This is a genomic window from Kitasatospora sp. NPDC093806 (assembly GCF_040683335.1).
In the GTDB taxonomy this organism is placed as follows: Bacteria; Actinomycetota; Actinomycetes; order Streptomycetales; family Streptomycetaceae; genus Kitasatospora.
The window spans coordinates 1-19,925 of record NZ_JBFBDO010000108.1; the positions used below are offsets into that span (position 1 = coordinate 1).

Consider the following 19,925-nt stretch of genomic DNA (forward strand, 5'->3'; position numbering starts at 1 on the left):
CAACATATCTGGCGTTGACTTTTGGCACGCTGTTGAGTTCTCAAGGAACGGACGCTTCCTTCAGGCGGCTTTCACACCGGCCCTCCGGGCGCTTCATTCTTTCGTGTTCCCAGCTTAGCAGATCCGTTTGCCAGTGCTTAACCGGCGCTTTTCGGATCCGAAATCTGCTGTTAACCGTCGACTTGCGGCGACTCGACCAACCATAGCGGGTCGTCGTCCGGAGCGCGAATCGAGGCGCGCCGCGGGTCACCCGCTCGGACGCGTCATTTGTTGCTCTCGCGAGCATATACAGCAATGGTCCCGATTCGCCAAGATGCCTGTAGAGTGCGGCGCATCGGCCAAGAGGACTAGACCACTAGCGGTCGGCGAGATGACCGGCTGGTGAGGGCGGGCTGCAGGGCACCCCGCCTGGGAATGTCGACAGATGTCCGAAGTTGACATGATTTAGGCTTCGAGTCGATCGTCATGCCGCGTTCGCGGCCGCTCACCTGTACTGCGCACTTGGGAGGCTCAACCATGACCACTGTGACGTCGCCGCTGACCGGCCGGGTCGTCGGGCTCGCCGGCGTGCCGGACCCCGTCTTCTCGGGCGCGATGGTCGGCCCCGGCACCGCGATCGACCCGGTTCGCCAGCCGACCGAGGCCGTCGCCCCGGTGGACGGCGTGGTCGTCTCCATGCACCCGCACGCCTTCGTCGTCGTGGACGCGGACGGGCACGGCGTGCTGACGCACCTCGGGATCGACACCGTCCAGCTGAACGGCGAGGGCTTCGAGCTGCTCGTCAACAAGGGGGACACGGTCGTCCGCGGCCAGGCCGTCATCAAGTGGGACCCGGCCGCCGTCGAGGCCGCCGGCAAGTCGCCGATCTCGCCGATCGTCGCCCTGGAGGCCGCGTCCGACGCGCTGGGCGCCGTGCGCGAGGACGGGGAGGTCGCCGTCGGCGACGCCCTGTTCAGCTGGAGCTGACCCCTCCTCTCCTCTTTACCCCTCCCCTCTCTCAATCGACACACCCGCCCCGCCGCACCGGACGGGGCGGCCCGGCACACAGCGGTACCCGGCGGGGCCGCCTCTCTCACGGAGACAGACATGGAGAAGACGCTGCGCGGCGTGGGTGTCAGCCACGGGGTCGCGATCGGCCAGGTCCGGCACATGGGCACGGCGGTCCTGGAGCCGCCGGCCACCCAGATCCCCACCGAGGACGCCCCGCGTGAGCAGGCCCGTGCCCAGGCGGCCGTCGAGGCGGTGGCCGCGGACCTGATCGCCCGCGGCAACCTGGCCGGTGGCGAGGCCCAGGCCGTGCTGGAGGCCCAGGCGCTGATGGCGCAGGACCCCGAGCTGATGGCCGACGTCGCCCGCCGGATCGCCGTCGGCAGCAGCGCCGAGCGCGGCGTCTACGACGCCTTCGCCGCCTACCGGGCGCTGCTCGCCTCGGCCGGGGAGTACCTGGCCGGCCGGGTGGCCGACCTGGACGACGTGCGGAACCGCATCGTCGCGCGGCTGCTGGGCGTGCCGATGCCGGGTGTGCCGGACAGCGACGAGCCCTATGTGCTCTTCGCCCGGGACCTGGCGCCGGCCGACACCGCGCTGCTGGACCCGACGCTGGTGCTCGGCTTCGTGACCGAGGAGGGCGGGCCGACCAGCCACAGCGCCATCCTGGCGCGGGCCATGGGCGTGCCGGCCGTCGTCGCGCTGCCGGGTGCGGCCGAGATCGCCGAGGGCACGGTCGTCGCCGTGGACGGCAGCTCGGGTGACGTGCTGGTCGAGCCGAGCGAGGAGAAGCAGGAGGAGCTGCGCCGGATCGCCGCCGAGCGCAAGGCCGCGCTCGCCTCCTCCTCCGGCCCGGGCCGGACCTCGGACGGGCACAAGGTGCCGCTGCTGGCCAACGTCGGCGGCCCGGCCGATCTGCCGGCGGCGCTGGAGGCGGGCGCCGAGGGCGTCGGCCTGTTCCGCACCGAGTTCCTGTTCCTGGACGACTCGGCGAAGGCACCGAGCGAGGAGAAGCAGGTCGAGGCGTACCGCAAGGTGCTGGAGGCGTTCCCGGAGGGCCGGGTCGTCGTCCGGGCGCTGGACGCGGGCGCGGACAAGCCGCTGGACTTCCTGACCCCGGCGGACGAGCCGAACCCGGCGCTGGGCGTGCGCGGTCTGCGCACCCTTCTCGATCACCCCGAGGTCATGCAGACCCAGCTGCGCGCGCTGGCGAAGGCCGCCGAGGGCCTGCCGGTGCACCTTGAGGTGATGGCCCCGATGGTGGCCGACCGCAAGGACGCCAAGGACTTCGCCGACGCGTGTCGCCAGGCCGGTCTGGTCGCCAAGTTCGGCGCGATGGTGGAGATCCCCTCGGCCGCGCTGCGGGCGCGTTCGATCCTGGAGGAGGTCGAGTTCCTCTCGCTGGGGACCAACGACCTGGCTCAGTACACCTTCGCCGCCGACCGTCAGGTGGGCGCGCTGGCCCGGCTGCAGGACCCGTGGCAGCCGGCGCTGCTGGACCTGATCGCGTTCTCCGCCGAGGCCGCGCAGGCCGCCGGCAAGAGCTGCGGCGTCTGCGGCGAGGCGGCCTCCGACCCGCTGCTGGCCGTGGTGCTGACCGGTCTGGGCGTCACCAGCCTGTCGATGGGCTCGGCGTCGATCCCGTACGTGCGGTCCACGCTGGCCAAGTACACCCTGGCGCAGTGCCGTCGGGCCGCCGAGGCGGCGCGGGCGGCGGACAGTGCCGAGGAGGCGCGCACCGCGGCGCAGCAGGTGCTGTCCGGCGAGTAGCGCGCAGGCAGGAACTGCCGAGAAGGGGCCCTTCCACTGTGGCTGTGGAAGGGCCCCTTCGGCGTGCCGGGACGCGGGGTGCGGGCTACTCGGCGGCCGCGCGCTCGCGGCGGAGCTGCTCGAAGTAGCGCAGGTGGTCGAGGTTGTCGACGGAGCCGGGGTTGACGGCCTGTTCGAGCGGGGTGCCGGAGAGCAGGCGCTTGACCGGGACCTCGATCCGCTTGCCGGTGAGGGTGTGCGGCAGGCCGCGGACGGCGATGACCTCGTCCGGGACGTGGCGCGGGGAGAGTTCGGTGCGCAGCGAGGTGCGGATCCGGCGGATGAGGTCCTCGTCCAGCTCGGCGCCGGGGGTGAGAACGACGAAGAGCGGCATCCAGTAGCCGCCATCGGGCTCTTCGAGGCCGATGACCAGCGATTCGGCGATCTCGGGGAGGCGTTCGACGACCTCGTAGATGTCGGAGGAGCCCATCCGGACGCCCTGGCGGTTGAGGGTGGAGTCGGAGCGGCCGTGGATGACGACGGTGCCGCGCGAGGTGACGGTGATCCAGTCCCCGTGGCGCCAGGTGCCGGGGTAGGTGTCGAAGTAGCTGTCGTGGTAGCGGGTGCCCTCGGGGTCGTTCCAGAAGCCGGTGGGCATGGACGGGAGGGGCTTGGTGACGACGAGTTCGCCGACCGTGTCGGTGTGCGGGTGCCCGTTGACGTCCCAGGACTCGACGGCGGCGCCGAGGCAGGGGGCCTGGATCTCGCCGAGGTAGACGGGGAGGGTGGGGACGCCGCCGACGAAGCAGGAGCAGACGTCGGTGCCGCCGCTGACGGAGGCGAGCCAGACGTCCTCCTTGACCTCGTCGTAGATCCAGCGGAAGCCGTCGGGCGGGAGCGGGGAGCCGGTGGTGCCGAGGCAGCGGACCGCGGAGAGGTCGAGGTCGCGGCCGGGGTGGAGCTCGGCCTTGCGGCTGGCGATGACGTAGGCGGCGGAGGTGCCGAGGACGGTGGCGCCGGTGCGGGCGGCGACGGACCAGAAGGCGCCGGTGTCGGGGTGGCCGGGGCTGCCGTCGTAGGTGACGATCGTGGACCCGGTCAGGAGGCCGGCGATGAGGAAGTTCCACATCATCCAGCCGGTGGAGGTGTACCAGAGGAAGCGGTCCGCGGGGCCGAGGTCGAGGTGCAGGCCGGCCTGCTTGAGGTGCTCGACGAGGATGCCGCCCTGGCTCTGGACGATGGCCTTGGGCAGGCCGGTGGTGCCGGAGGAGTAGAGGACCCAGAGCGGGTGGTCGAAGGGGACGGCCTCGAAGACCGGCTCGTCGTCGCCGGCGACCAGGTCGTCCCAGTGCAGGGCGCCCTCGGGGGCGGGGGCGCCGAGCAGCGGGACGTGGACGACGGTGCGCAGGGTGGGGAGTTCGCGGCGGAGCTCGGCGACGACCTCGGCGCGGTCGAAGTCCTTGCCGCCGTAGTGGTAGCCGTCGACGGCGAAGAGGACGGCGGGCTCGATCTGCTGGAGCCGGTCGAGGACGCTGCGCGCGCCGAAGTCGGGGGCGCAGCTGGTCCAGACGGCGCCGACGGCGGCGGTGGCGAGGAGGGCGACGGCGGCCTGCGGGATGTTGGGCAGGTAGGCGCCGACCCGGTCGCCGGGGCCGATGCCCTGGGCCCGGAGGGCGGCGGCGAGCGAGCCGACCTGGCGGCGGAGTTCGGCCCAGCTGAGGGCGACGGGGTGCTCGGTCGTCTCGTCCAGGTGGAGGATGGCCGGCTTGTCGGCGTTGGCCGGGTCGGTGCCGAAGCGGAGGGCGTGCTCGGCGTAGTTCAGCCGGCCGCCGGGGAACCAGCGGGCGCCGGGCATGGCGGGGTCGGCGAGGACGGCGTCGGGGGCTTCGGTGAAGCGCACGTCGAACCACTGGGTGACGGCGGTCCAGAAGCGGTCGAGGTCTTCGACCGACCAGGCGTGCAGGGCGGCGTAGCGGGCGGCGGCCTGATCGTCGTCTGCGGCGGGGGCGAGCGGGGCGGCCGGGGCGCCGTGGTGTTCGGCGGCCCAGGCCTGGAAGGCCACGATCCCGGTGCCGGCGGCACGAGCGGGGTCGGGGCGCCAGAGCGGCTGGTCCTGGGTTGGGGTGCTCACGGTGGTGGTCTCCCGGCCGGTGGTCAGACGGACGGGGTCGCTTGTGGCAGGGCCCGCGTCCGATTGGGGGCTGTCGGTGCAGACCATGCCATGGGATCGGCCGGTGCGCCAGGGTCTGCCCGGTCGGTGGTCGGCCGGGTCAGACCCTGGTCGGCTGGTCAGGGCCGGTCGGTCGGGGACGACCGTTGGGGGCGGGGTCAGTGGGTGGCGAATTCGCCGTTGAACCAGGAGCGGGAGACCCGGGTGTGGAAGGGGAAGGCGAGCGGGGTCTCGGGGTCGGCGAGCTGCCAGCCGTCGGTCTCGTCGGTGGGCCTGGAGGGCGGAAGTTCGGCGAGCGGGCGGGCGGGGAGCAGGCCGAAGAGGCAGAGGAAGCCGCCGCGGGCGTCGGAGTCGGTGGCGACCAGGGTGATGTCGGCGGCGTCGCCGAGGATGCCGGTCTCCTCGCGGAGCTCGCGGACGCAGGCCTGCTGCCAGCTCTCGCCGTAGTCGATGTAGCCGCCGGGGAGGGCGAGCTCCCCGTAGCCGGGCTCGATGGTGCGGCGGATGACGACCAGGGCGGGGGCGGCGTCGGTCTGGGTGACGGGGAGGAGGGTGACGACGACGGGCAGCGGGTTGCGGTAGCTGATCTCGGCGCAGTGCGGGCACGTCCGGGGCCAGCCGTCGGTGCCGGGCGGGTAGGGGGTGCCGCAGAAGTGGCAGTGGGAGTTGGGCTGGTGGCGCACCGGTCCGGCCTCGTGATTCGTCATGGCCGGATGGTAGTGCGGCCGGCCGGGGGCCGGGTCGGTCGTCATGCGATCTCCTCCCCCTGGTCCGCCTCCCGGGCGGGGCGGAGCAGGGCGGGGTGGAGCAGCCGGGCGTCGCCGGCGTGGTAGGTGCGGGCGCGGGGCCCGCCGCGGGCGCCGCCGCGCTCGGTGGTGGTGCCGGTGCCCTCGACGAAGCCGGGGACGGAGAGCACCTTGCGGTGGAAGTTGCCGGGGTGGAGCTTCTCGTCCCAGACGGCCTCGTAGACGGCGCGCAGCTCGGGGATGGTGAAGTCGTGCTGGAGGAAGGCGGTGGCCAGCGGGCTGTACTCGATCTTGGCGCGGGCGCGGTCGAGGCCGTCGGCGAGGATCCGGGCGTGGTCGAAGGCCAGCTCGATCGGGGTGAGTGCCTCGGCCTCCCCGTGGGCCTGCGCGGGTTCGGGTGGGAGGCCGGTGCGCCCGCCGACGCCACCCCCGTGGGTGTCGGCGGGCGCACCGGCGGTCTCGGGCCGGTCGGTGGACCGGAGGTCGAGGGCGGTGACGGGGTGCCAGGCGGCGTGGGCCGCGTCGGTGCCGGCCTGCGGGTCGGGCAGGTCGGGCGCGAAGGCGAGGTAGGCGACGGAGACCACGTGCATCCGCGGGTCGCGCTCGGGGGCTCCGTAGCTGCCGAGCTGTTCGAGGTGGATCCGGCTGAGCGCGGCGGCCGCCTCGACGGTGCCGTACAGGCCGGTCTCCTCGGCGAGCTCGCGGGCGGCGGCGTCGTCGAGGGTCTCCTCGCCGGCCCGCAGGAAGCCGCCGGGCAGTGCCCAGCGACCCTGGTAGGGCGGGAGGGCGCGCTCGACGAGCAGGACGTGCAGCCGGCCGGCGCGCAGGGTCAGGGCGACGACGTCGACGGTGACGGCGACCGGGGTGTAGGCGCGCGGGTCGTAGGCGGCGAGCCATTCCTGCTCGGTGGTGTCCACGCTGCGCTCCTCTCCCCCGTTCGAGCCGGGCCGCCCACGGGCCGGGGCGGGCGTCCTTCTCGGACTGAGCACAACGTAGCGATCCCCTGCCCCGGGGGCAAATGGTTTTCCGGCCGCCCGCCCGGCCGTTCGCCCGGCCGCCCGACTCCTACCCTGTGAACAGGACCTTCGTCCCCGAGGAGGGCGTGATGACGGGCTTCGCGGCCGCGCTGGCGGCCGGGCCGCTGGTGCTGGACGGCGGGTTGTCGAACCAGCTGGCGGCGGCCGGGCACGACCTGGCGGACGCGCTGTGGTCGGCCCGCCTGCTGGCGGACGCGCCGGAGGCGGTGCTGGCCGCGCACCGGGCGTACTTCGCGGCCGGGGCGCAGGTGGCGATCTCGGCGAGCTACCAGGCGAGCTTCGAGGGCTTCGCCCGGCGCGGGGTGGACCGGGCGGGGGCGGCCCGGCTGCTGGCCCGCAGCGTGGCGCTGGCCCGGGAGGCCGCCGAGGGGTGGCCCGGGCCGCGGCGGTGGGTGGCGGCGTCGGTGGGGCCGTACGGGGCGGTGTCGGCGGACGGGTCGGAGTACCGGGGCCGGTACGGCCTGACGGTGGCCGAGCTGGAGGCGTTCCACCGGCCGCGGCTGGAGGTGCTGGCGGCGGCCGGGCCGGACGTGCTGGCGCTGGAGACGGTGCCGGACGCGGACGAGGCGCGGGCGCTGCTGCGGGCGGTGCGCGGGCTGGGGGTGCCGGCCTGGCTGTCGTTCGGCGCGGCGGGCGGGCGGACCCGGGCCGGGCAGCCGCTGGCGGAGGCGTTCGCGCTCGCGGCCGACGTGCCGGAGGTGGTGGCGGTGGGGGTGAACTGCTGCTCGCCCGAGGAGGCGGACCGGGCGGTGGCGCTGGCGGCCCGGGTGACCGGCAAGCCGGTGGTGGTCTACCCGAACAGCGGCGAGGGCTGGGACGCCGCGGCCGGGGACTGGTGTGGCGAGCCGACCTTCGAGGGCGCCCGGGTGGCCGGCTGGCTGGCGGACGGGGCGCGTCTGGTGGGCGGCTGCTGCCGGGTCGGGCCGGACGGGATCCGGGCGGTGGCCGCCGCGGTCGCGGCCGCGACGGGCACCGGGGCGGCGGCCGGGAGGGCCCGCACCGGGGGCCGCGGCCGGGCTTTCTGAGGAGAGGTTACCGAGGGGGAAGGTGCACGGACCGGGGACGGCCTGGCAGACTCGTCCCGTCACCACTGCGGTCGACATTGTCGACCGCCTGTCAGCGCGGAGGTTCCAATGCCCGGCCCGATCCAGTCGCTCTCCCGGGCCGCCGCGATCATGCGTCTGCTGGCCGGCGGCGAGCGCCGCCTGGGCCTGTCCGAGGTCGCGACGGCGCTGGACCTGGCCAAGGGCACCGCGCACGGCATCCTGCGCACCCTCCAGCAGGAGGGGTTCGTGGAGCAGGACCCGGAGAGCGGCAAGTACCAGCTGGGCGCCGAGCTGCTGCGGCTGGGCCAGAGCTATCTGGACGTGCACGAGCTGCGGGCGCGGGCCCTGGTCTGGGCGGACGACCTGGCCCGGGCGGCCGGGGAGACCGTCTACCTGGGGGTGCTGCACCAGCAGGGCGTGCTGATCGTGCACCACGTGTTCCGGCCGGACGACACCCGGCAGGTGCTGGAGGTCGGCTCGATGCAGCCGATGCACTCGACCGCGCTGGGCAAGGTGCTGCTGGCGTACGACCCGGTGGCCCGCGGTGAGCTGGGCGAGGGTCCGTTCGAGCAGTACACGCCGCGGACGCTGACCCAGGCCGCCGACGTGGACGCGGAGGCGGCGCTGACCCGCGAGCGCGGCTGGGCCGACTCGATCGAGGAGACCTGGGACGGCGTGGCCTCGATCGGCGCGCTGATCCAGGACCGGCGGCGCAATCCGGTGGGCGCGGTCTGCATCAGCGGCGCGGTGGAACGGGTCTGCGAGGACGGCTTCGTGAAGCCCTCGCTGGTGGCCTCGGTGCGCAGCGCGGCGCGGGCGATCTCCCGCGACCTGGGCGCCGGGCGGTTCTGACCCCCGGACGGACAGTTCCGCCCCCAGGCGGAAACACACGGTTCACGCAGAGGCGCGGACAGGCGAAATGCCCGTCCGCGCCTTACCGTTTTGTCCAAAATTGCGGTTATCCGAGCGGTGACGCCGGGTAGCGGATCGAGCGATGGGTCACAGCTCCGTAACCCTGCCTTGACGGGAGGGCGACCCGGGGAGGAAGCTTCCGCATGACGGTCGACATTGTCGAACGATGGCCGCGCGAATCGATCCCACAGAGCGCTCACCCGCCTCCCGATCGCCCGGCCCCTGCCCCCACCCGCACCTCCGGGCCATATGGACAAGGGAGTCTTTGTGTCCGCGTTCTCCAACGGCGACGTCTTCGTCGGCGAAACCCTCGGCACCGCCGCGCTGATACTTCTCGGTGGCGGCGTCTGCGCCGCCGTGACGCTCAAGAAGTCGAAGGCCGTCAACGCCGGCTGGCTGGCGATCACCTTCGGCTGGGGCTTCGCGGTCCTGATCGCCGCCTACATGTCGGCTCCGAAGTCCGGCGCCCACCTCAACCCGGCCGTCACCATCGCGCTCGCCGTCAAGAGCGGCGAGTGGAGCCAGGTCCCGCTCTACCTGGGCTCCCAGCTGCTCGGCGCGATCATCGGCGCCGTCCTGGTCTGGGCCACCTACCTCGGCCAGTTCCAGGCCAACCAGGAGCCGACCCTCGGCATCTTCTCGACCGGTCCCGAGGTCCGGAACCCGTTCCAGAACGTCCTCACCGAGGTCATCGGCACCTTCGTGCTCTGCTTCGCGATCCTCACGATCGGCACCAACAGCGGGCTCTCGCAGACCGGCACCGGCACCCTGATGGTCGCCTTCACCGTGGTCGGCATCGGCCTCTCGCTGGGCGGCCCGACCGGCTACGCCATCAACCCGGCCCGCGACCTCGGCCCGCGCATCGCGCACGCCCTGCTGCCGATCCCGAACAAGGGCGGCTCCGACTGGTCCTACGCCTGGGTCCCGGTCGTCGGCCCGATCATCGGCGGCCTGCTGGCCGGCGGTCTCTACAACGCGATGTTCTGAGGCCGGGTTCGAAACCCGGCGAGCACGGGGACTGACCACGTCAGGCCCACCCTTCTCGTAACCCCCGCATCTTCGAGTCGAGGACCCTCATGACCTCCACTGGCAACTACATCGCCGCGATCGACCAGGGCACCACCTCCAGCCGCTGCATCATCTTCGGCGCCGACGGCCGGATCGTCTCCGTCGACCAGCAGGAGCACCGGCAGATCTTCCCCCAGCCCGGCTACGTCGAGCACGACGCCGCCGAGATCTGGACCCGGGTGCAGTCGGTGGTCCGCGGCGCGCTGGAGAAGGCCGGCCTGACCAAGGACGACATCCGCGCGATCGGCATCACCAACCAGCGCGAGACCACCGTCCTGTGGGACAAGAACACCGGCGAGCCGGTGCACAACGCGCTGGTGTGGCAGGACACCCGCACCGAGGCGCTCTGCCGCGAGCTGGGCCGCAACGTCGGCCAGGACCGCTTCCGCCGCGAGACCGGCCTCCCGCTGGCCAGCTACTTCGCCGGCCCGAAGATCCGCTGGCTGCTGGACAACGTCGAGGGCCTGCGGGAGCGCGCCGAGGCCGGCGACATCCTGTTCGGCACCATGGACACCTGGGTCATCTGGAACCTGACCGGCGGTGTGAACGGCGGCAAGCACGTCACGGACGTGACCAACGCCAGCCGCACCATGCTGATGAACCTGCAGACCCTGGCCTGGGACGAGAAGATCGCCGAGTCGATGGGCGTGCCGCTGGCCGTCCTGCCGGAGATCCGCTCCTCCGCCGAGGTCTACGGCGAGGCCGTCGGCGACCTGGCCGGCGTGCCGGTCGCGGCCGCGCTCGGCGACCAGCAGGCCGCGCTGTTCGGCCAGACCTGCTTCGACGAGGGCGAGGCCAAGTCCACCTACGGGACCGGCACCTTCCTGCTGCTCAACACCGGCGAGAAGATCGTCAACTCGTACCACGGCCTGCTGACCACGGTCGGCTACCGGATCGGCGACCAGAAGCCGGTCTACGCCCTGGAGGGGTCGATCGCCGTCACCGGCTCGCTCGTCCAGTGGCTGCGCGACCAGCTCGGCATCATCTCCACCGCCGCCGAGATCGAGACCCTCGCCAACACGGTCGAGGACAACGGCGGCGCCTACTTCGTCCCGGCCTTCTCCGGCCTGTTCGCCCCGTACTGGCGCTCCGACGCCCGCGGTGTGATCGCCGGTCTGACCCGGTACGTCACCAAGGGCCACCTGGCCCGGGCCGTCCTGGAGGCCACCGCCTGGCAGACCCGCGAGGTCGTCGACGCCATGCAGAAGGACTCCGGGGTCGAGCTCACCGCCCTCAAGGTCGACGGCGGCATGACCAGCAACAACCTGCTCATGCAGAACATCGCCGACGTCCTGGACGCCCCGGTCGAGCGGCCGTACGTGGCCGAGACCACCGCCCTCGGCGCCGCCTACGCCGCCGGTCTGGCGGTCGGCTTCTGGAACGACCTCGACACCCTGCGGGCCAACTGGCACCGCGCCGCCGAGTGGACCCCGCGCATGGACGAGGCCACCCGGGAGCGCGAGTACAAGAAGTGGCTCAAGGCCGTCGAGCGCACCATGGGCTGGGTGGAGGAGGACGAGAACAGCTGATCGCGAAGCCGGTCGGGGCACCAGCCCCGGCCGGCCCGCTCCCGTTTCACCGGCCCGCCGCACCGGGCCGACCCGGCCTCGCCACAGGGGCCGTCAGTACACCGAGAGGAGTAACGGCGCCGCCCGACCCGCGCGCCGTACACACACCATGGCAACCATCCCGACCCTGGGCGCCGAGCGCACCGCCGGCCGCACCGCCTCCCGCGCCGAGACCCGCGAGCTGCTCGGCAAGGCCACCTACGACCTGCTGGTGATCGGGGGCGGCATCCTCGGCACCGCCGTCGCCTGGACGGCCTCCCAGGCCGGTCTGAAGGTCGCCATGGTCGACGCCGGCGACTTCGCCGGCGCCACCTCCAGCGCCTCCTCCAAGCTGGTCCACGGCGGTCTGCGCTACCTGCAGACCGGCGCGGTCAAGCTGGTCGCCGAGAACCACAAGGAGCGCCGCGCGCTCGCCACCGACGTCGCCCCGCACCTGGTCAACCCGCTGACCTTCTTCGTGCCGGTCTACAAGGGCGGCCCGCACAGCGCCCCCAAGCTCGGCGCCGGCGTCTTCCTCTACTCCGCGCTCTCCGCGTTCCGCGACGGCATGGGCCGGGTCTCCACCGCCGCGCACGCCGCCCAGCAGGTGCCCGCGCTGCGCACCGAGGGCCTGCGCTCGGTGGCCGTCTACGGCGACCACCAGATGAACGACTCGCGCGTCGCGGTGATGACCGTGCGCGCCGCGGTCGACGCCGGCGCGGTCGTGCTCAACCACGCCGAGGTCACCGGCCTGCGCTTCACCGGCGGCCGGGTCACCGGTGCCGAGCTGCGGGACCGGATGGACGGCACCGAGTTCGGCGTCGACGCCCGCCTGGTGCTGAACGCGACCGGCCCGTGGGTGGACCACCTGCGCCGGATGGAGGACGCCGGCGCCGCGCCGTCGATCCGCCTCTCCAAGGGCGCGCACGTCGTGGTCAAGCGCCGCTCGCCGTGGCGCGCCGCGCTGACCATCCCGATCGACAAGTACCGCGTCTCCTTCGCCATCCCGTGGGAGGACCACGTCCTCCTCGGCACCACCGACGAGGAGTTCACCGGCGACCCGAAGGACGTCCGGGCCACCGAGGCGGACGTCGACCAGATCATGGGCGAGGCCGCGCACGCCATCCGCGACGAGCACCTCGACCGCGACCTGATCACCTACACCTTCGCCGGCCTGCGGGTGCTGCCCGGCGGCCCGGGCGACACCGCCGCCGCCAAGCGCGAGACGGTCGTCACCGAGGGCAAGGGCGGCATGCTGTCGGTCGCCGGCGGCAAGTGGACCACCTACCGGCACATCGGCCGCACCGTGCTGGAGAAGCTGGCCCACGTGCCCGGCACCTCGCTCGGCGAGGACATGTCCCCGATCGCCCCGACCGTCCCGCTGCCGGGCGTCGGCGCGCCGAACGCCGTCGCGCACCGCCTGCTGATCGACCGTGAGCCGGGCTCCCGGATGGAGCCGCTGGTCGCCAAGCACCTGGCCAGCCACTACGGCACGCTGTCCTTCGAGATCGCCCGGATGATCGACGAGAACCCGGAGCTCGGCCGGCCGATCCACGAGGACGGCCCGGACGTCTGGGCGCAGGTCGCCTACGCGGCCGACAGCGAGTGGGCGTACACCACGGACGACGTGCTGCGCCGCCGCACCACGATGACGGTCCGCGGTCTGGACACCCCGGAGATCCGCGCCGAGGTCGAGGCCTTCCTCGCGAAGCGCGGCACCAAGTAGCACCGGAGTAGTACCGGAGCAGCACCGGACTCGACGGGCGGGCACCCCAGGGCTGGGGGTGCCCGCCCGTCGGCATGCCCGCCCACGTCCTCGACATACCCGCTGACCTGCGCCGACGTGCCCTCCGGGATCGTGCGCATACCGTCCGTCACGATCTGATCAAATTCTCAGGAAAAACTTGGATCTTGGCCGCTTATGCCCGATTTGCCAAGATCATCTGGTCATGTGATCTTCCCTATGCTCCGCCCATCACTGTGGTTCAACAGTGGGTCAAGGAGCACCAATGCACGTCTCAAGACGGACCCTGAGCGGTCCGCTGGCCCTCACGCTGGCGCTGTCGCTGGCGACCGGGTCACAGGTCGCCTTCGCGGCCAAGCCCCATCCCCCCAAGCCCTCCCCCGGCAAGGCCCCCGCAGCCGCCGCCCTGGAGCCCACCGGCAGCATCGCCACCGCCCGGGTGGCCGCCCGCAAGACCGGCAAGCGGGTCGAGGCGGTCGCCGAGCGCAGCGAGACCTCCACCACCTGGGTCAACCCGGACGGCACCCTCACCACCGAACTCGCGGCCGGACCGGTGCGCTTCCTGCGCGACGGCAAGTGGGCCGACGTCGACCTCACCCTCAAGGCCGGCGCCGACGGCTCGGTGGCCCCCGCCGCCCACCCCAACGGCCTGAAGCTGGCCGGCGCGGGCGGCAAGCGCCCCCGCTCCCTCCAGGAGTCGCAGGCCCTCTCGCAGGCCCCGGGGGTGCAGGCCGGCGCGGAGGCGGCCCGCACCCTGGTCTCGCTCGGCTCCGGCGAGGACGAGCTCGCCCTGGAGTGGCGCGGCGGCCTGCCCAAGCCCGAGCTGAACGGCACCCGGGCCACCTACCGGGACGCCATCGGCGACGGCGCCGGCGACCTGGTCGTCGAGGCCACCCGGACCGGCTTCGAGCAGTTCGTGACGCTCAAGCAGCGCCCGGCCGCCGGCAGCTACTCGTACACCATGCCGCTGCGCGCCAAGGGCATCAAGGCCGAGGCGCAGCCCGACGGCAGCGTGCTGTTCACCGACCGGAAGAACGGCCACAAGCGCGCCGTGCTGCCCGCCCCGGTGATGTGGGACGCCACCACCGAGCCCGGCTCCGGCGAGCACCCGCGGCGGGCCGCGGTCGGCCTGAAGGTCGTCCAGCGCGGCGACACCGTCGACCTGGTCTTCACCCCGGACACCGCCTTCCTGACCGACCCGGCCACCGTCTACCCGGTGACCGTCGACCCGGCCACCGCCGGACTCGGCAACGCCTTCGACACCCGGGTGCAGAAGGGCGAGACGGTCGACTGGTCGGCCGACACCGAGATCTACTGGGGCAACTCCGGCACCAAGAACGCCGACGGCAGCTCGCGCGAGGCCCGGTCGTTCATCAACTGGAACACCGCCCCGATCGCCGACGCGCTGGTCTCCAAGGCCACCCTGTCGCTGTACAACTTCCACTCCGGCAACAGCGACTGCCAGCCGTACACCTGGGAGGTCTGGGACACCGGCCTGGCCTCGACGGCCTCGCGGTGGACCGCCCAGCCGGCCTGGAAGACCAAGAAGGCCACCTCCACCGAGACCAAGGGCCGCGACGCCTGCGGCGGCGACGGCTGGATCAACGCCGACGTGACCGGTCTGGTGCAGGGCTGGGCCTCGGCCAAGAGCAGCACCTCCGGGATGGGCCTGCGCGCGCCCGACGAGGTCTCCACCAAGTACTGGAAGGAGGTCAACTCCGCCAACGCCGCGAGCAACGTGCCCAAGCTGTCGGTCACCTACAACTACCGTCCGCGCACCGGCACCAACCAGCAGGCCGGCCCGCCGTTCCTGCAGGACGGCACCGGCACCTGGCGGGTCGACACCACCACGCCGGTGCTCCGGGACACCTTCGTCGACCCCGACGGCGACAAGGTCACCGGCACCTTCCAGCTGGTCGACGCCATCTCCGGCGCGCAGGTCGGCAACGTCAACGTCTCCGGCTACGTGGCCAGCGGCACCCCCGCCGAGGTCACCGTCCCGCCGGGCCTGCTCGAGTACGGGCACACCTACCGGTTCCGCACCTCGCCGTACGACGGGCTGCACTACAACCTGAGCTGGTCCGCCTGGGCCACCTTCAGCGTCAGCCCGCTGCCGGACGTGCCGACCGCCCTGCAGAGCGGTGCCCAGGAGACCCTGACCCCGCTGCTCTCCGCGCTGGCCACCAGCCCCAACCAGAGCCGGGTGCGGACCGAGTTCACGCTCAAGGACCGGAACGGGCAGCCGCTGCCGACCGTCCTGCCGCCGGCCTCCACCGAGAGCGGCAACCGCGCCACCGTCCAGGTCCCGGACGGTGCGCTGACCGACGGCGCCGACTACCGCTGGGCCGCCCGGGCCTGCACCGCGGTGGGCTGCTCGGCCTGGTCGCCCGACCAGACCCTGGCCGTGCGCGTCCAGACTCCCCCGGTGATGCCCGCCCCGGTCGCCCTGACCGTGGACGGCGCGGCCGTCGCCTCGGCCTCGGTCGCCACCGGCGGCACCGGCTGCGACACCGGCGCCTGCCCGGCCGCCGACCCGGCCGTCCTGCGGGTCGGCACGATCGACGGCACCACCTGGGCCGGCTGGCTCAAGCCCGACCTGACCGCGCTCCCCAAGGGCGCCCGGGTCACCTCGGCCAAGCTGGAGCTCACCCGCTCCGACTGCGCCGCCGACTGCCCGGCCACCACGGCCGACGCCTTCCAGCTGAGCGGCGAGTGGGCGCCCGGCCAGACCGGCGCCCAGCTGGTCACCGCGGCGGGGACCGAGAGCTACGCCTCGGCGACCACCCCGGCCGACCTCGACCTGACGCCGATGGTCCAGTCCTGGACCGACCGGGGCCAGCTCTTCGGCCTCGCCCTGCGCCCGGCCGCCGGCTCGGCCCCGGCCTCCTACTGGTCGGCCACCGCCGCGGACCCGGCGAAGCGGCCGCGGCTGAAGGTCGAGTACCTCGCGCCGACCGCGCCCGCCGCTCCCCAGCAGCTCACCGTCGCCAACGGTGACGCGGGCCTGGTGGGCACCTGGAACACCCCGCTGGACCACGGTGCCAGCGAGGACCTCTACTACACCGTCAAGGTCGAGGCCCAGGACACCGGCGCCGTCGTCCAGCAGTTCACCACCCCCGACAACCGCGCGGTGGCGGCCGGGCTCGACAACAGCCGCGGCTACCGGCTCGTGGTGACCACGAACAACTCGTTCGGCGCCGGCCCCGCGGCGGTCTCCGGGTACACCCAGGGCAAGCCCGCCGCCGGCGGCAGCGACCTGTACCGCAGCTTCGTGCAGGAGTACCTGGACGCTCGCAACAAGGTGCGCACCACCACGGCGGCGACCGTTCCCGACGCCGCCGCCGAGGCCCCGCACGGCACGGTCTTCGTCGACCTGCTGGCCACCCAGGAGGACGCCGTCGTCGGCAGCCGCGAGGGCCTCGCCGGCCAGGGCCAGACCTACGTCGCGGCCGGGTCCACGCTGACCAACGTCGTCGTCGACCAGCAGAACCCCGCCAAGGTCGTGGTCCGGGCCACCGTCAAGGAGACCACCCAGATCCGCGAGGCCGGCGTGGACACCCCGACCGAGAGCGCGGGCAACCGCCGCTTCGAGTTCACCGTCGACGGCGGCGCCGTGAAGCTCACCTCGGAGGCCGACGACAACTCCGCCGAGCAGAAGCTCTCCAGCACCGCCGCCGCGACCGCCCAGGTCGAGGTGGCGAGCAGCGACCAGACCCCGGCCCCCACCACCGGCGACGTCCCGCTCGGTACGGACGGCTTCCCGCTGCCCGAGCCGACCGCGCCGGCCGGCGTGACCACCGCGAGCTACGCGGGCGTCTACGGCAACGGCACGGCGGACTGGGCGCGGCGGAACATCACCGTCCACCGCGAGTACGACCAGGACTGCACCAACTTCGTCTCCAAGGCGCTGTACTACGGTGGCGGGATGAGCTTCCGCCAGGGCAACCGCACCCAGAACTACGCCTGGTGGGACAAGGGGTACCTGTTCTGGATGCCGTTCAAGAGCTACACCTGGTCGGCCGCGCAGAACCTCTACAACCACCTGACCGGCTACCGCTACACCCAGTCGATCATGAGCGTGCACTCCGCCAAGCCCGGCGACCTGGTGTTCTTCAAGTGGGTCGGCGAGAACCGGATCGACCACGCCGCGGTCGTCGTCAGCTACGGCCGGAAGATGGAGCTGCGCCAGCACGGTCTGGTCGACCAGACCACGCTGTACGACGCGCTGGCCCGCCAGCGCCGCAAGGGGAAGCCGATCGAGCGGTTCTGGATCGTCCGGCCGCTCGGCAGTTCCTGATGCGCCGAAGGCACCGGGCGGCCGCTGCCACCGCGGTGGCGGCCGCCGTCGCCGCGGTGGGGGTCGCCACCTGGCAGCTCTCGACGGGGCGGGACGAGCTGCGGTACGCCGACGACTACGCGCGGCACGAGCCGCTGCGCGTGGTCGGCTACCCCTCGGTCGGCAGTCTGCGGCTGACCCAGGAGGTGGTGTGGCGGCTGGCCGACGGCTCGTCGGGCGAGCTGGCCGACCTGGCCACCTCCGACGGGTCCGCCGCGGAGGCGAAGGCCACCGCCGCCAACTGGGTGCGCAGCTTCCAGCAGGGGGCGACCGGGCCGGTGGCCGCGGAGTTCCACGACGAGGGCTCGGTACGGCAGACCGTCGTGCTCTACTTCGAGCGCACCGGGCAGGTGAAGCAGCTCAACCTGCGCCTCGACGGGAACGCCGGCTCGGACGGCTGGCGGGTCCAGCTGCGCGAGCCCGATCCCAAGGTGGCCGCCGCCCCGCCCACCTGGGCGCCGGCCACCCCCGGCGGGCCCCTCCCGCCGACCCGGCCGTGACGCCGCTCGTGCCGTGAACGCCGGACGGGCGGGTGCTCCCACGCGGAGCGCCCGCCCGTCCGGCGTTTTCCCGGCGGTTTTCGGGCGGCTCAGACCACGGCGCCCGCCTTGACCACGTGCCGCAGGCGGCGCTCCGGGTCCGCCAGCACTCCGAGGTCCGCCAGCGGATCGCCGTCCACCACCAGGAGGTCGGCGTGCGCGCCCGCCGCGAGGGTGCCGATCTCCCCCTCCAGGCCGAGCAGCCGGGCCGCCGTCGTGGTCGCCGAGCGGATCACGTCGGCGGCCGGCTGCACCTCGGCCCGCAGCAGGAACTCGGTCGGCTGCGCCGGGTGCAGCGGGCCGAGCAGGTCGCTGCCGAACACCAGGTTGACGCCCGCGCGGTGGGCGCGCTCCAGTGTGGCCAGCCCGGCGTCCCGGACCTCGGTGAGCTTGCGCCGCGAGGACTCGGGCAGGCCGGAACGGGCGCCGAGCTTCGCCGTCTGCTCGTAGGCGACCAGGGTCGGCACCAGGAAGGCGTCCTTCTCCACCAGCAGTCGCAGCGTGGCGTCGTCGAGCAGGTTGCCGTGCTCCACGCAGCGCACGCCGGCCCGCAGCGCGCGCTCGACGGCGCGCGGGTGGTAGGCGTGCACGGTGACGTAGCGGTTGTGGTTCCCGGCCTCCTCGACCGCGGCGCGAAGCTCCTCCTCGCTGTACTGGACGGCCGCGATCTCGTCGTGCGGGGAGGCGACGCCGCCGGACACCAGCACCTTGAGGTGGGCCGCGCCCTTGCGGAACTCGTCCCGGGCGGCGGCGCGGACGGCGTCGACGCCGTCGGCGATCCGGGCGAAGTTCGGGCGGGACTCGCAGCAGGGCAGGGCCTCCTCGCCGAGCGGGCGCAGGTCGCCGTGCCCACCGGTCTGGGAGAGCGCCTTGCCGCCGTGGATCAGCCGGGGGCCGAGTGCCAGGCCCTCGGCGAGCGCACGGGCCATGCCGTGGTCGGCGCCGCCGACGTCCCGGACGGTGGTGAAGCCGCGGCGCAGCATCCGCCCGGCCTCGGCGAGGGCCCGCACGGTCGCGTAGCCCGGCGTCCAGGAGGCCGCGTCGACCAGGTCGAGCGAGGTGACCAGCAGGTGGACGTGCGCGTCGACCAGGCCGGGCAGCACGGTGGCGCCGTTCACCGGGAGCACCCGGACGGCCTCGCCGGGCGCGGGCGGCCGGCCGGTGCCGGTGGCGGCGATCCGGCCGTCGGCGACCTCGATCCAGCCGGCCTCGGTGCGGGTGCCGGTCTCGGGGTGGAGCAGGTGGGCGTCGGTGATCAGCAGCCGGCTCATGAAGGGTCCTCCCCCGCCCGCCCCGTTTCAGTACGGCGTATTGAATACGACCTGTATTGAATACACCATGTATCGTTCCGTTGTGAAGTCATCCACGGTCGACCCCCAGGACCCCCGGCCGCCCCGCCGCCGGATCCACACCCGCGCCCGGATCCTCACCGCCGCGAGCGGGCTCTTCCTGTCCGAGGGGTACGGGCGGACCAGCATCGAGGACGTCTGCGCGGCGGCCGGCTACACCCGCGGCGCCTTCTACTCCAACTTCGCGAGCAAGGAGGACCTGCTGCTGGCCCTGTTCGACGAGCGGGCCGCCGAGCGGCTGGTCGAGCTCGAACGGCTGGCGGCGCGGTGCGAGGAGCTCACGCCGGCCGAGCGGGCCCGGCTGCTGGCCGGGGCACTGCTGCGGGTGGACCCCGCGGAGACCGGCTGGATCCTGCTCTTCCTGGAGTTCCGACTGCTCGCCGCCCGCACGCCGGGCCTCGCCGACCGGGTCGCCGAGCACGACCGGGCGGTCACCCGGGAACTCGCCGGACTGCTGGCACGGGCACTGCCCGGGCTGGTCCCCTCGGGCGCCGATCCGGTGCAGGTCGCCGAGGTGCTGCTGGCCGCCCGCGAGGGCCTGCTGGCCCGGACCGCGGCGGGCGGCCCGGGCGCCGAACAGCTGCTGGAGTCGGCCTCGGCGGTGCTCGGCGGCATCCTGGGCTGACGGGATCGTGGGCCGAGGAGCAGCAAACGCCGGGAGGGCGGCACCCGTCAGGTGACGGGTGCCGCCCTCT

The 19,925-nt window shown here is 73.4% G+C and carries 14 protein-coding genes and 1 pseudogene; 11 read left to right on the plus strand and 4 right to left on the minus strand.

What is annotated here, in order from left to right; all coding sequences use genetic code 11:
- Positions 1-516: 516 nt before the first annotated feature.
- Together AB0N76_RS32735 and ptsP are read left to right on the plus strand one after the other, a co-directional pair.
- Complete coding sequence (locus AB0N76_RS32735) at positions 517-966, plus strand: PTS glucose transporter subunit IIA (protein ID WP_363563421.1); 450 nt, start codon at positions 517-519, stop codon at positions 964-966.
- A 120-nt stretch (positions 967-1,086) separates the two neighbouring features.
- Positions 1,087-2,757: a phosphoenolpyruvate--protein phosphotransferase gene (ptsP, locus tag AB0N76_RS32740; RefSeq protein WP_363563423.1), complete on the plus strand. Its 1,671-nt coding sequence runs from the start codon at positions 1,087-1,089 to the stop codon at positions 2,755-2,757.
- 85 nt (positions 2,758-2,842) lie between these two features.
- Here the strand turns inward: ptsP and AB0N76_RS32745 are convergent, their stop codons facing one another.
- The 3 genes from AB0N76_RS32745 to AB0N76_RS32755 all read right to left on the minus strand — a co-directional run bounded on the left by AB0N76_RS32745 (position 2,843) and on the right by AB0N76_RS32755 (position 6,569).
- Entirely contained in the window at positions 2,843-4,954 is a 2,112-nt protein-coding gene (locus tag AB0N76_RS32745) for an acetoacetate--CoA ligase (RefSeq protein WP_363563425.1), read from the minus strand.
- 110 nt (positions 4,955-5,064) lie between these two features.
- Positions 5,065-5,613: an NUDIX domain-containing protein gene (locus AB0N76_RS32750; protein ID WP_363563427.1), complete on the minus strand. Its 549-nt coding sequence runs from the start codon at positions 5,611-5,613 to the stop codon at positions 5,065-5,067.
- Between the two features lie 41 nt (positions 5,614-5,654).
- Positions 5,655-6,569: an NUDIX hydrolase gene (locus AB0N76_RS32755; protein WP_363563429.1), complete on the minus strand. Its 915-nt coding sequence runs from the start codon at positions 6,567-6,569 to the stop codon at positions 5,655-5,657.
- Between the two features lie 188 nt (positions 6,570-6,757).
- On the opposite strand from AB0N76_RS32755, the gene mmuM reads away from it, so the two are divergent.
- From mmuM to AB0N76_RS32795, 8 genes and pseudogenes are all read left to right on the plus strand, one after another.
- Positions 6,758-7,714 carry a homocysteine S-methyltransferase gene (gene mmuM, locus AB0N76_RS32760; protein ID WP_363563431.1) on the plus strand — a complete coding sequence of 319 codons (957 nt, stop codon included), beginning with the start codon at positions 6,758-6,760 and terminating at the stop codon, positions 7,712-7,714.
- Between the two features lie 108 nt (positions 7,715-7,822).
- Positions 7,823-8,587: an IclR family transcriptional regulator gene (locus AB0N76_RS32765; RefSeq protein ID WP_363563433.1), complete on the plus strand. Its 765-nt coding sequence runs from the start codon at positions 7,823-7,825 to the stop codon at positions 8,585-8,587.
- 327 nt (positions 8,588-8,914) lie between these two features.
- Entirely contained in the window at positions 8,915-9,634 is a 720-nt protein-coding gene (locus AB0N76_RS32770) for an MIP/aquaporin family protein (RefSeq protein ID WP_363563435.1), read from the plus strand.
- Positions 9,635-9,723: 89 nt separating this feature from the next.
- The gene (gene glpK / locus AB0N76_RS32775; RefSeq protein ID WP_363563437.1) at positions 9,724-11,244 is read left to right on the plus strand and encodes a glycerol kinase GlpK; all 1,521 of its coding nucleotides are present in this window, start codon (positions 9,724-9,726) and stop codon (positions 11,242-11,244) included.
- A gap of 148 nt (positions 11,245-11,392) precedes the next feature.
- Positions 11,393-12,988: a glycerol-3-phosphate dehydrogenase/oxidase gene (locus AB0N76_RS32780; RefSeq protein WP_363563439.1), complete on the plus strand. Its 1,596-nt coding sequence runs from the start codon at positions 11,393-11,395 to the stop codon at positions 12,986-12,988.
- A gap of 283 nt (positions 12,989-13,271) precedes the next feature.
- A pseudogene (locus tag AB0N76_RS32785) lies at positions 13,272-15,110 on the plus strand (DNRLRE domain-containing protein); the annotation flags it as partial.
- Positions 15,111-15,434: 324 nt separating this feature from the next.
- Positions 15,435-17,303, plus strand: a complete 1,869-nt coding sequence (locus AB0N76_RS32790) for an amidase domain-containing protein (protein ID WP_363563455.1) — start codon at positions 15,435-15,437, stop codon at positions 17,301-17,303.
- On the plus strand, positions 17,303-17,842 hold the full coding sequence (locus tag AB0N76_RS32795; RefSeq protein WP_363563441.1) for a hypothetical protein: 540 nt from the start codon (positions 17,303-17,305) through the stop codon (positions 17,840-17,842). Before AB0N76_RS32790 ends, AB0N76_RS32795 begins: the two co-directional genes overlap by 1 nt.
- Positions 17,843-17,931: 89 nt before the next feature.
- On the opposite strand, the gene AB0N76_RS32800 is transcribed toward AB0N76_RS32795, so the two are convergent.
- A complete protein-coding gene (locus tag AB0N76_RS32800) occupies positions 17,932-19,152 on the minus strand; it encodes an amidohydrolase family protein (RefSeq protein WP_363563443.1) in 1,221 nt (406 codons plus the stop codon).
- Positions 19,153-19,234: 82 nt separating this feature from the next.
- Here AB0N76_RS32800 and AB0N76_RS32805 point away from each other — a divergent pair, with 82 nt between their 5' ends.
- Positions 19,235-19,855, plus strand: coding sequence for a TetR/AcrR family transcriptional regulator (locus tag AB0N76_RS32805; RefSeq protein WP_363563445.1), 621 nt, complete (start codon positions 19,235-19,237; stop codon positions 19,853-19,855).
- Positions 19,856-19,925 lie beyond the last annotated feature (70 nt).

Bases quoted from the DNA above. Each gene is read 5' to 3' on its own strand.
- AB0N76_RS32735 (WP_363563421.1), top strand. From the start codon at position 517: ATGACCACTGTGACGTCGCCGCTGACCGGCCGGGTCGTCGGGCTCGCC.
- ptsP (WP_363563423.1), top strand. From the start codon at position 1,087: ATGGAGAAGACGCTGCGCGGCGTGGGTGTCAGCCACGGGGTCGCGATC.
- AB0N76_RS32745 (WP_363563425.1), bottom strand. From the start codon at position 4,954: ATGGTCTGCACCGACAGCCCCCAATCGGACGCGGGCCCTGCCACAAGC.
- AB0N76_RS32750 (WP_363563427.1), bottom strand. From the start codon at position 5,613: ATGACGAATCACGAGGCCGGACCGGTGCGCCACCAGCCCAACTCCCAC.
- mmuM (WP_363563431.1), top strand. From the start codon at position 6,758: ATGACGGGCTTCGCGGCCGCGCTGGCGGCCGGGCCGCTGGTGCTGGAC.
- AB0N76_RS32765 (WP_363563433.1), top strand. From the start codon at position 7,823: ATGCCCGGCCCGATCCAGTCGCTCTCCCGGGCCGCCGCGATCATGCGT.
- glpK (WP_363563437.1), top strand. From the start codon at position 9,724: ATGACCTCCACTGGCAACTACATCGCCGCGATCGACCAGGGCACCACC.
- AB0N76_RS32780 (WP_363563439.1), top strand. From the start codon at position 11,393: ATGGCAACCATCCCGACCCTGGGCGCCGAGCGCACCGCCGGCCGCACC.
- AB0N76_RS32790 (WP_363563455.1), top strand. From the start codon at position 15,435: ATGCCCGCCCCGGTCGCCCTGACCGTGGACGGCGCGGCCGTCGCCTCG.
- AB0N76_RS32795 (WP_363563441.1), top strand. From the start codon at position 17,303: ATGCGCCGAAGGCACCGGGCGGCCGCTGCCACCGCGGTGGCGGCCGCC.
- AB0N76_RS32800 (WP_363563443.1), bottom strand. From the start codon at position 19,152: ATGAGCCGGCTGCTGATCACCGACGCCCACCTGCTCCACCCCGAGACC.